Here is a 10,291-nt window from a genome sequence, read left to right on the forward strand (position 1 = left end):
GGGGGACGCGGCCGGCGCAGGGGCCGGGGCCGAGGTGGTGGTCATCGGGCTCACGCCTCCTTGCGCATGCCGCGCAGCTGGACGACGTAGGCGACGATCATCGTGAGGACGCCCATGATGATCGCGACGGTCGCCGAGTAGTTGTACTGCTGGCCCGAGAAGGACAGCGAGTAGGCGTACAGGTTCGGGGTGAAGGACGTGGTGATCGCGTTCGGCGCGAGGCTCTGCAGGATGCTCGGCTCGTTGAACAGCTGGAAGCTGCCGATGATCGAGAAGATCGTCGCGATGACCAGGGCACCGCGGATCGCCGGGATCTTGATGGCCCGGACGACCTGCCACTGGCTGGCGCCGTCGAGCTCCGCGGCCTCGTACAGGGACGCCGGGACCACCCGGAGCGCCGAGTAGAAGATCAGCATGTTGTAGCCGACGAAGCTCCAGGTCACGATGTTGCCGATCGAGGCCAGCACCAGGTCCGGCGACAGCGGGTTCGGCAGCTGCACGCCGAGCAGGTCGTTGAGGTTGCCGACCAGGCCGAACCGGGTCCCGTACATGAACCCCCACATCAGCGCGGCGACCACGGCGGGGACGGCGTAGGGCAGGAAGATCGAGATCCGGAAGAAGCTCTTGCCGTACAGCCGGCCGCTGTCGATCGCCAGGGCCACCAGCAGCGCCAGGCCGAGCATGATCGGCACCTGCACCACCAGGAACGCGCCGACGCGGCCGACCGCGGACCAGAACTGCGGGTCCGTGAACGCCCGCTGGTAGTTCTCCAGCCCGACGAACGAGTTGCCGCCCACCAGCTGCTTGCGGAACAGGCTGAGGTAGATCGAGTACGCGATCGGGGCGAGGAACACCAGGGCGAACACGGCCATGAACGGGCCGACGAAGCCCCAGCCGGCCCACCGGCCGCGTCGCGTGCGCCGGCGGGTGGCCGCACGGGGCGCCACCGTCGCCGGCACCGGGACGTTCTGGGTCGTCACTGCGAGCCACTCCTTCGGGGTCGGGGCGCCCCGCGATGTTGACGTCAACATCACGGCGGCGGGCGCCACGCTGCCACGCGGTCGGGAACCGTGTCAACACGGGGCGCCGTCGGAATGGCGACGTCACCATCCGCGCGACGACGCGGATCGGTACGGCAGGCGGCTGCTCGGGCCGGTCGCCTGCCCGGGCGGCGGCGTCGTCGCGCGACCTGCGGTGACGCCCCGCATGTTGACGTCACCATGCGGCTATCATCACCGCATGACTGACACCGTCCCGGCCCCGGGCCGCGGCCGCGCCGGCCCGTCGATCGCCGACGTCGCCGAGCTGGCCGGCGTCTCGTCCCAGACGGTGTCCCGCGTGTCGACCGGCGCCGACAACGTGCGGCCGGCGACGCGCGACCGGGTCCTCGCCGCGATGGAGCAGCTGGGCTACTCCCCCAACCACGCCGCGCGGGCCCTGCGGTACGGCAGCTTCGGCACGATCGGCGTCATCGCCCACCGGCTCGCGCGCACGGGCGAGTCCCGCACCGTCGAGGCCGTCGTCGAGGCCGCCCGCGCCGAGGGGTACACGGTCAGTCTCGTGGACGTCCAGAGCCCGTCGTCGGACGACGTGACCGCCGCCGCCGCGCGGCTCTCGCACCAGTCGATCGACGGCCTGATCATCATCCGCGCGGAGACCGCCACCCCGGCGAGCCTGGCCGTGCCGCCGCGGATGCCCGTCGTCGTCTCGGACTCCCGGTTCGTCGGCCACCACCCCGCGGTCGCCGCGGACCAGGTGACCGGGACGCACCTCGCCGTGCAGCACCTGCTCGACCTCGGCCACCGCACCGTGCACCACCTGGCGGGGCCGGCGGACTCCGCACCCGCCGAGATCCGCGTCGACACCTGGCGCGAGCACCTCGTGGGCTCCGCACGCGAGGTGCCCGCCGTGGTGCGCGGCGACTGGAGCGCCCGGTCCGGCTACGAGCAGGGGCGCCTCCTCGCCGCCGACCCCGACGTGACGGCGGTGTTCTGCGCCAACGACGAGATGGCGGCCGGGCTCGTGCGGGCGCTCTACGAGCACGGCCGGCGGGTGCCGGACGACATCTCGGTCGTCGGGTTCGACGACATCCCGCTCACGGAGTTCCTCTGGCCCCCGCTGACCACCGTGCAGCAGGACTTCCACCTGATCGGCAGCCGGCTCGTCGACCTCCTGCTCCGGCAGATCCGGGACCACGAGACGCTGACCGACTCGCGGATCGTGGTGCCGACCCGGCTGGTCGTGCGCGCGAGCACCGCGCCGCCGCGGGGCTGAGCCGCCGGCGGCCCCGGGTCAGGCGGACGCCGTCGCGCGCTCCGGCCGCGGCGGGTGCTGCTCCGGCACCCCCTCCGCGCTGCGCGTGACCAGCACCGGGCACTCGGCGCGCTGCACGACCGGACGGCTCGTCGACCCGAGCACCAGGCTCGCGAGGCCGCCGCGGCCCCGGGTGCCCACCACCAGCAGGCTCGCGTGCCGCGAGCGCCGCACCAGGGCCTGCGCGGGCCGGCCCTCGGCCAGGTCGAACGTCACCTCCACGTCCCGGCGCGAGGCCGCCCACGACCGGCCGCGCTCCAGCACGCGCTCGGCCTCCTCCAGCGCCACCTCGGCGGGCGAGCGCTGCGGGTAGGTCAGGGCCCAGTACGCGGGCCCGGCGGTGTCGACGGCGGCCGTCCACGCCGTCACGACGCACACGTCGGTGCCGAGGGACGTCGCCTGGTCGCAGCCCGCCTCGAGCGCGCGGAACGACTGCGGCGACCCGTCGAACCCCACCAGCACCGGGTCCCGGGCCGCCCCCGCGCGCGCCGCCGCGGGCACCACCACCACCGGGCAGCGCGCCCGGTGCAGCACGCCGGTCGCGGCCGACCCGACCAGCGCGTTGACCACCCCAGCGCCCCGGCGGCCCACCACGACCATCCGCGCCTGCGCGGCCTCGTCCACCAGCACGCGCGCCGGCGGCCCGTGCCGGACCTCCGCGCGGACGTCGACGCCCGGCGCGGCCTCGGCGGCGATCTGCGCGCCCTCCTCCGCGACCTGACGCACCTGCGCCTGGACCTCGCGGCCGAGCCAGGACTCGCCGGCGCCGCCGCCCTCCTGGCCCGCGAAGCCCCAGACGTGCACCACGTCCAGCGCCCAGCCGCGGGTCACGGCCTGCGTCGCGGCCCACCGGACCGCCGCGACCGACTCGGCCGACGTGTCGTAGCCGACGACCACCCTGTCGTCCATCTCCCGCACCTCCGTCCACGAACGGGACACCCCCACCATGCGCCTCGCCGCACCGCCCGCGCCAGGCCCGAGGTCCCTCGCGCACGACCTCCCGCCCGGGCAGGCCGAGGGCGGTCACCGGCCGGTGGTGGAGAAGTGCTGGTAGTCGACGGGCGACGCCCAGTCCCCGCCCCACCGCCAGCCGTGCGCGGCGAACGCACGCACCACAGGGTCGCCCGCGTGCAGCACCCCCGGCGCGTCGGGCCGGTCCGCGAACGGCACGCCCTCCGGCGGCAGGACCAGCGACCCGCGCACGTACGGGTTCTCCACCGGGTTCAGGTCGATCGCCCGGCCGTACGCGTGCTCGGACCAGCCGGTGCCCCGGCTGATCGGCCGGCAGTTGAAGGCCGAGGTGTTGTCGGCGGCCATCGACGCGTCGTCGCTGCCGCCGAAGTCGTCCACCAGCCGCATCGAGCGGATCGGGTAGCCGAGCGCGAACAGCTCGCCGAACACGGCGACGACGCTGTCGGCGACGTCGGCGTGCACCACGAGCTCACCGGTCGCGGCGCCCCCGTCGACGTCCCGGTAGGTCACCGTCACGTAGCGCAGGTCGGTCAGCGGTACCGGGCAGCCGGCGCGCCAGGAGGAGGACATCCGGGCGGCGAGCTCCGGGGTGATCGGGCCGACGGTGCCGGCGTAGCCGGGCGCGGTGGCCTCGGGGGCCACGGCGCCGTGGTCGGTCCAGGGGGCGTCGGGGGCGCGCACGGGGGCGGCCGCGGAGGCGGCAGCGGGCGCCGCCGTCCCCGCCGGGCTCCGGCCCGGCGACGGTGCCGGGTCCGCACCCGGTGTGCACGCGGCGGCCGCCGCGAGCAGGACCGCGACCGCCGGCGCGGCCCTCCCCCGCGCCCGCGGCCGGGACGTCACGAGGTCAGCTCCACGTCCACCACCACCGCGAAGTGGTCCGACGGGTACCGCCCGTCCACCGGCTCCGTCCCGGCCAGCCGGGCACCGTCCGCCCGCAGGGTCCCGCCGGCCCGGCCCGGGCGGGCGAGCACGTGGTCGATGCGCTGGTCGATCAGCTCGGCGGCCTCCAGCGGCGCCTCGGGCACGAGCGAGCTCAGCGTCACCGCGTCCGGGTCGCCGCCGCCCAGCGGCCACAGGTCCGCGAGCTGCCGGGTCAGCGCCGCCAGCTGCGGCCCGTCCGGCCGGGCGTTGAGATCGCCCAGGACGAGGACCGGCAGGTCGCCGTCGAGGGCCGCGTCGGCCGCCAGGTCGGCGAGCGCCCAGGCCTGCGCCATCCGGTCCTCGGCGTACCGCGGCTCCCACTCGAGCGTCGCCACGATGACGTGCAGCGGCCCCGCCGGGTGGTCGAGGGTGGCGTGCAGGGCGTGCGCCGGCGGCCCGGGGCGCTGGTGCGCCGGGAGCGGGACGGTGCGGGTGGCGACCGGCGGCCAGCGGGACACCAGGGCGATGCCCATCTCGACGCCGGCCAGGTCCGGGTCGGTCGCGTCCGGCACCGGCGGCAGCCCGGTCGGGACGAACACCGCCGACGGCAGCCGGAGGTGGTCCGCGACGAGGTCCGCCTGCGTGCCGCCCGCGTCCCGCCAGGTCTCGACGAGCGCGAGCACGTCGGGCCGGGCGTCCGCGAGCACGCCGAGCAGCGCGGGCTCCCGCGCCCGCCACGCGCCCCCGAAGCGCCACCACACGTTCCACGTCATGGCCCGCACGCCGCCAGCGTACGGACCCGGACCCCCCACCGCCCGCCGCGCGCCCGAGGCCCGATCGGCGCGACGCGGGTGGCCAGGCTCCCCCGCCCGACCTGCGCGGCTGGCCTCCCGGGCTCGGGCGTGCCTACCGTGGTGCCTCCCCGACCCCCGGACGAGAGGCACCCGCGTGCGCCGACCCGCCCTGCTGATCGGCACCGGCGCCGTCGTCCTCGTGCTCGTGCTGCTCGCGGTGGTGCTGGCGACCCCCGGCGGCGACGAGAACCAGGGCCCGACGCCGACCGCCGCCGCGAGCACCCCGCCCGCCGAGGCCATGACGACCGTGCTCTCCAGCACCTTCGACGAGGGCGACGAGGGCTGGACCCCGCTCGGCGAGGGCGTCCAGGTCTCCGACGCGCAGGGCACGACGCACGACGGCGCGGGCAGCCTGCTCGTGTCCGGCCGGTCCGAGGCCTGGCACGGCGCCGCGGTCGACCTGTCGGGTTCCGTGGCCCGCGGCCAGGTGCACACCGTCTCGGCCTGGGTGCGGCTCGGCGAGGGCGCGGGCGACGCGGACGTCCAGCTCACCCTGGAGCGCGACCCCGGCAGCGACGACCCCCTGTACCTGCACGTGGCGCGCGGGGCGGCGACGGCAGGCGACTGGGTCGAGCTGGTCGGCACCGCGCAGGTGCCGGAGGGCGACGGCGAGTGGCGGCTCTACGTCGAGACCACCGAGTCGACCGCCGACCTGAGGCTGGACGACGTCACGGTCCAGCGCCCGACCCCTGAGGTGCAGACCGACGTGACCGCGCTCAAGGACGCCACCGAGGTGCCGCTCGGCGTCGCGGTCGGCCCTCAGGACCTCACCGGCCGCCCGGCCGAGCTGCTGCTGCGGCACTTCGACCAGATCACGCCCGAGAACGCCATGAAGCCGGTGACCGTGCAGCCGACCGAGGGCGAGTTCGACTTCGGTCCCATGGACGAGGTGCTCGACTTCGCCGCCGCCCACGGGCTGACCGTGCACGGCCACACCCTCGTCTGGCACCGGTCCACACCCGAGTGGTTCTTCGAGGCCGCCGACGGGCGCCCGCTCACGGACAGCGCCGCGGACCGCGCGCTGCTGCTCGACCGCCTGCGGAGCCACACCCGGGCGATCGCCGACCACCTGGCCGAGCGGTACGGGGACGCGAGCCCCGTCACGTCCTGGGACGTCGTGAACGAGGCCCTCGACCCGGAGCAGCCCGACGGCCTGCGGCACAGCCGGTGGTACGAGGTGCTGGGCCCGGGCTACGTCGCGGAGGCGTTCCGGATCGCCCGCGAGGAGCTGGGCCCGGACGTCACCCTCTACCTCAACGACTACGACACCGACGCCCCCGACCGCCGCCGCGGCCTGGTGCGGCTCGTGCTGGACCTGCAGGCGGCGGGCGCCCCGGTCGACGCCGTCGGGCACCAGATGCACGTCGACCTGGACACCGACGTGGACCGGGTCGCCACCACGCTCGACGCCGTCGCGGGCCTCGGGCTGCGGCAGGCCGTCACCGAGCTGGACGTCGCCATCTCGGGCCGGGACGAGCAGCTGGACCGGACGCCGGCGGACCGGCTGGAGACGCAGCGCGGGCAGGTGCGGGACCTCGCCGCCGCGTTCGCGCAGCGGGACCTGGCGTTCATCGGCGTCTGGGGCCTGTACGACACCCGGTCGTGGCTGCGGGCCTGGCCGCAGGAGCGGCCGTACGAGGCGCCGCTGCTGTTCGACGACGACCTGCAGGCGAAGCCGGCGTACGAGGGGTTCCTCGAGGGGCTGGGCGCGGGCGCCGGATGACCCGGCCACCCGGGGCGCCCGCGCGGCGTCAGCGGCCGTCGTCGTCGGCGACCGCGCCCGCCCGGTAGACGACCAGCGCCACGTCGTCCTGGCCGCCGCGCGGCGTGAGCGAGAGCAGCAGGCCGTCCGCGACCGAGGCGGTGGGAGCGCCGGCCGGCTGGGCCGCCACCTCCGCGACCAGCCGGTCCAGCCCGACCCGCAGCGACTCCTGCCGGCGTTCGATCAGCCCGTCCGTGCACACCACGAGCAGGTCGCCGTCGCTCAGCCGCTCGACGGCCTCGGGCCGCGAGTCCGCGGAGATCCCGAGCGCGGCGCCCCGGCCGCCGACCAGCAGCTCGGCCCCGCCGGCGGCGCGGCGCAGCACGGGCGGCAGGTGGCCGGCCGACGAGTGCACCACGGTGTGCTCGACCTCGTCGACGACGGCGCAGAACACCGTGGTGCACTCCGCGCCGGGCAGGGTGCGCGCGAACCGGTCCAGGCCGTCGAGCACGTCGGCCGGGCTGCGGTCCTCCAGCAGCAGCGCGCGGGTGGCGGCGCGGAGCTGGCCCATCCGGGCGGCGGCGTCCAGCCCGTGGCCGACGCAGTCGCCCACGACGAGCGCCCGGCGGCCGGGACCCAGCTCCACCACGTCGTACCAGTCGCCGCCGACGGCCAGGTCGCCCGCCGCGGGCCGGTAGCGGGCCACGACGCCGACCAGGCTGGACCCCTCGGGCAGGATCGCGGCCTGCAGGGTGTCGCTGACCTCGCGCAGGTGCTCGACCTCGGTCTGGTGGCGGACGGTGCGGCCGACGGCCGAGCCGACGATGCTCGCGACCAGGAGCAGGTACGACCGGTAGGCGTCGTCCCAGGGCCGCCGGCCCGCGCCGGTCAGCACCATGACGCCGACGGGCGTCCCGCCGGACGCACCGGCGAGCGGGACCACCACCGTGCGACCCCGGTCCTCGGCCTCGCCCGTGCGGGCGACCCGCTCGACCACCTCGTCCGGCACCTCCGCGCCGCGCGACGCGCCGGCGCTGCCCCGCAGGACCAGCGCGCCGTCGCGGTCCCGGACGTACAGCGCGGCGGCCAGCACGTCCTCCGCCCTCCCGAGCAGCGCGAGCGTCGCGGAGGCGAGCGCGTCCAGGTCGTCGCGGACGGTGGAGAGCGCGGCGGAGAGGTCGCCGAGCAGCCGCATCCGCCGCTGCTCCACGACCCGCTCGGTGGTCTCCGTCACGATGTCCAGCAGACCGCCGACCTGGTCCGAGGAGTCGCGGATGGGCGAGTAGGAGAACGTGAAGTAGACGTCCTCGTCGTAGCCCGAGCGGTTCGTCACCAGGTGCCGGTCGACCTCCCAGGTCGGCTCGCCGCGCACCATCACCGCCTCGACCGACGGCAGCAGGTCGTCCCAGACCTCCTTCCACACCTCGGCGAGCGGCGAGCCCATCGCCCCCGGGTGCTTCTCGGAGCCGAGCATCTCCCGGTAGCCGTCGTTGTAGATCATCGTGAGCTCGGGCCCCCAGGTGACCAGCACCGGGAACCGGGTGCTGAAGCACATCTCGACGGTGAGCCGCAGCGCGGTCGGCCAGGTGCTCGGCACCCCCAGCGGCGTGGCCGCCCAGTCCACCTCGCGCGCGAGCGCGCCGGTGGCGCTGCCGGCGGTGACGCGGAGGAACCAGGGGGATCGCACGGGGGTGACAGTACGCGCCGCGGTCCCTGCGCGCCGGGCGACCGGGCCGCCTAGCGGTCAGCCGTCCCGGTAGAGGCAGAACGGGTGACCCGCCGGGTCCAGCAGCACCCGCCGCGAGGGCTGCGGCTGGTGCGCCGCGAGCCGGGCCCCGAGCCGCAGCGCACCCGCGACCGCCTCGTCCAGGTCCAGCACCTCGACGTCCAGGTGCACCTGGCGCTGCTGGCGGCCCGGCTCCGCCGGCCAGGTCGGCGGCTCGTGCTCGGGGCTGCGCTGCACGGCCAGGTAGGCCACGCCGGACGGCGCCGCGACGACGGCGTGGTCCGGGTCGTCGCCGACGACCTGCCAGCCCAGCACCTCGGCGTAGAACGCCGCCAGCGCGCTGGGCTCCGGCGCGTCGAGCACCACGCCCCACCAGCCCCCGTCGGCCCGCCCCTGCATGCGTCCATCGTGGGGTCGGGGGCGACCCCGCCGCACCTCGGGGCGTTCGCCGCGTGCGGCGCGGGCTCAGCGCGCGCCGAGCTCCGCCACGCGCGCCACCGCCGGCGCCACGTGGTCCCGGACCCAGGTCGCCAGCGGCACCTCGGCCGGCGGGCGCAGGATGACGGTCTCGACGCCCAGGTCGGCGTACGGCCGCGCCGCCGCGACGAAGCCGTCGACGTCCCCGGAGAGCAGCTGGTCGCCGCCCATCAGCAGCGTCACCCGGATGTCCGCGTAGTCCCGCCCGACGTCGTCGCAGTGCCCGCGCAGCACGTCGAGCTTGCGCCCGATCTCCTCCGGGCCGGTCTCGAACAGGTTGCACGCGTCGCCGTACTGCGCGACGAGCCGGAGCGTCTTGCGCTCCCCCGACCCGCCGACCAGGATCTCGGGCCCGCGTCCCGGGCGGCTCAGCGGGAGCGGCCGGCACAGCGTCTCGGCGAGCCGGTAGTGCGCGCCCTCGAACGGGCCGTCGTCCTCGGGGTCCCACATCTGCCGGCAGATCCGCAGCGTCTCCTCGAGCCGCTCGAACCGCTCCTTCAGCGGCGGGTACGGCACGCCCAGGGCGACGTGCTCCTTCTCGTACCAGGCCGCGCCGATGCCGAGCGTGGCGCGGCCCCGGGACAGCACGTCCAGGGTCGCGACGATCTTCGCCAGCAGCCCGGGGTGCCGGTACGTCACCCCGGTGACGAGGGCGCCGAGCTGCACCGTCTCCGTCCGCCCGGCCAGCATCCCGAGGGTCGTGTACGCCTCCAGCATCGGGTCGCTCGCGGGGAAGCCCGCGGGCTCCATCTGGAAGAAGTGGTCCATCACCGACAGCCAGGACAGGCCCGCGTCCTCCGCCGCCTCGGCGGTGTCGGCGAGCTCGCGGCCGAGCCGGGCGGGCTCGACCGCGTCGAACCGCATGAGGTGGGCGCCCAGGCGCATGGTGGCTCCTTCGGGGTCGGTCCGGGCGCGGAGGGGCGCCCGTCCCCCGGACGATGCCGCTTGCAGCGCGCTCGAAGTCAAGGGGCTCGTCTGCTGAGGGCAGAACGGCGCGCCCGGCCGCGACGGGGTGCGCGGCGCTAGCGTGGCGGGACCCGAGGAGGTCCGCCATGCCGCACGTCGCCGACGCCCCGCCCGCCACGCCCCGCCCCGAGGCGGCGCGACCCGAGCCGCCGCTGCGCGTGCTCGTCGGGGCCGTGCTCCGCCGGCACCGCGAGCGCCAGGGCCGCACCCTGCGCGACGTCGCCGAGGCGGCCCGGGTGTCCGTGCCCTACCTGTCCGAGGTCGAGCGCGGGCGCAAGGAGGCGTCCTCCGAGGTGCTGGGCGCCGTGTGCCGGGCGCTCGGGCTGCGGCTGGTGGACCTGGTCGGCGACGCGCACGCCGTGCTGGCCCGCGCCGAGGGCCGGGTGGTCGTCGACCTGGCGGGCGCCCCGGGCGCCCGCC

The 10,291-nt window shown here is 76.4% G+C and carries 10 protein-coding genes; 3 read left to right on the top strand and 7 right to left on the bottom strand.

Annotated features, from left to right (window positions below; translation table 11 throughout):
• Nucleotides 1-50: 50 nt before the first annotated feature.
• Nucleotides 51-980 (bottom strand): carbohydrate ABC transporter permease, encoded by a 930-nt coding sequence (locus MHY85_RS18290; RefSeq protein WP_239199164.1) that lies wholly within the window; start codon nucleotides 978-980, stop codon nucleotides 51-53.
• A 259-nt stretch (nucleotides 981-1,239) separates the two neighbouring features.
• Between MHY85_RS18290 and MHY85_RS18295 the strand changes: the two genes are divergently transcribed.
• Nucleotides 1,240-2,274 (top strand): LacI family DNA-binding transcriptional regulator, encoded by a 1,035-nt coding sequence (locus tag MHY85_RS18295; RefSeq protein ID WP_239199167.1) that lies wholly within the window; start codon nucleotides 1,240-1,242, stop codon nucleotides 2,272-2,274.
• 18 nt (nucleotides 2,275-2,292) lie between these two features.
• Here the strand turns inward: MHY85_RS18295 and MHY85_RS18300 are convergent, their stop codons facing one another.
• The 3 genes from MHY85_RS18300 to MHY85_RS18310 all read right to left on the bottom strand — a co-directional run bounded on the left by MHY85_RS18300 (nucleotide 2,293) and on the right by MHY85_RS18310 (nucleotide 4,919).
• Nucleotides 2,293-3,222: a universal stress protein gene (locus tag MHY85_RS18300; RefSeq protein WP_239199170.1), complete on the bottom strand. Its 930-nt coding sequence runs from the start codon at nucleotides 3,220-3,222 to the stop codon at nucleotides 2,293-2,295.
• A 114-nt stretch (nucleotides 3,223-3,336) separates the two neighbouring features.
• Entirely contained in the window at nucleotides 3,337-3,927 is a 591-nt protein-coding gene (locus MHY85_RS21955; protein WP_239199173.1) for a M15 family metallopeptidase, read from the bottom strand.
• Between the two features lie 194 nt (nucleotides 3,928-4,121).
• Entirely contained in the window at nucleotides 4,122-4,919 is a 798-nt protein-coding gene (locus tag MHY85_RS18310) for an endonuclease/exonuclease/phosphatase family protein (RefSeq protein ID WP_239199191.1), read from the bottom strand.
• Between the two features lie 175 nt (nucleotides 4,920-5,094).
• Here MHY85_RS18310 and MHY85_RS18315 point away from each other — a divergent pair, with 175 nt between their 5' ends.
• Nucleotides 5,095-6,723: an endo-1,4-beta-xylanase gene (locus MHY85_RS18315; RefSeq protein WP_239199176.1), complete on the top strand. Its 1,629-nt coding sequence runs from the start codon at nucleotides 5,095-5,097 to the stop codon at nucleotides 6,721-6,723.
• A gap of 28 nt (nucleotides 6,724-6,751) precedes the next feature.
• Here the strand turns inward: MHY85_RS18315 and MHY85_RS18320 are convergent, their stop codons facing one another.
• The 3 genes from MHY85_RS18320 to MHY85_RS18330 all read right to left on the bottom strand — a co-directional run bounded on the left by MHY85_RS18320 (nucleotide 6,752) and on the right by MHY85_RS18330 (nucleotide 9,790).
• Nucleotides 6,752-8,389 carry a SpoIIE family protein phosphatase gene (locus tag MHY85_RS18320; protein WP_239199179.1) on the bottom strand — a complete coding sequence of 546 codons (1,638 nt, stop codon included), beginning with the start codon at nucleotides 8,387-8,389 and terminating at the stop codon, nucleotides 6,752-6,754.
• A gap of 57 nt (nucleotides 8,390-8,446) precedes the next feature.
• Nucleotides 8,447-8,827 (bottom strand): VOC family protein, encoded by a 381-nt coding sequence (locus tag MHY85_RS18325; protein WP_239199182.1) that lies wholly within the window; start codon nucleotides 8,825-8,827, stop codon nucleotides 8,447-8,449.
• Nucleotides 8,828-8,893: 66 nt separating this feature from the next.
• The gene (locus MHY85_RS18330; RefSeq protein WP_239199185.1) at nucleotides 8,894-9,790 is read right to left on the bottom strand and encodes an LLM class F420-dependent oxidoreductase; all 897 of its coding nucleotides are present in this window, start codon (nucleotides 9,788-9,790) and stop codon (nucleotides 8,894-8,896) included.
• Nucleotides 9,791-9,957: 167 nt separating this feature from the next.
• Here MHY85_RS18330 and MHY85_RS18335 point away from each other — a divergent pair.
• A partial coding sequence (locus MHY85_RS18335) for a helix-turn-helix domain-containing protein (protein ID WP_239199188.1) occupies nucleotides 9,958-10,291 on the top strand: 334 nt, incomplete at its 3' end.

It is taken from the genome of Cellulomonas sp. ACRRI (assembly GCF_022346185.1).
GTDB lineage: Bacteria > Actinomycetota > Actinomycetes > Actinomycetales > Cellulomonadaceae > Cellulomonas.

Excerpts from the sequence above, each read along its gene's own strand:
- MHY85_RS18295 (WP_239199167.1), top strand. The coding sequence starts at position 1,240 with ATGACTGACACCGTCCCGGCCCCGGGCCGCGGCCGCGCCGGCCCGTCG.
- MHY85_RS18300 (WP_239199170.1), bottom strand. The coding sequence starts at position 3,222 with ATGGACGACAGGGTGGTCGTCGGCTACGACACGTCGGCCGAGTCGGTC.
- MHY85_RS18310 (WP_239199191.1), bottom strand. The coding sequence starts at position 4,919 with ATGACGTGGAACGTGTGGTGGCGCTTCGGGGGCGCGTGGCGGGCGCGG.
- MHY85_RS18325 (WP_239199182.1), bottom strand. The coding sequence starts at position 8,827 with ATGCAGGGGCGGGCCGACGGGGGCTGGTGGGGCGTGGTGCTCGACGCG.
- MHY85_RS18330 (WP_239199185.1), bottom strand. The coding sequence starts at position 9,790 with ATGCGCCTGGGCGCCCACCTCATGCGGTTCGACGCGGTCGAGCCCGCC.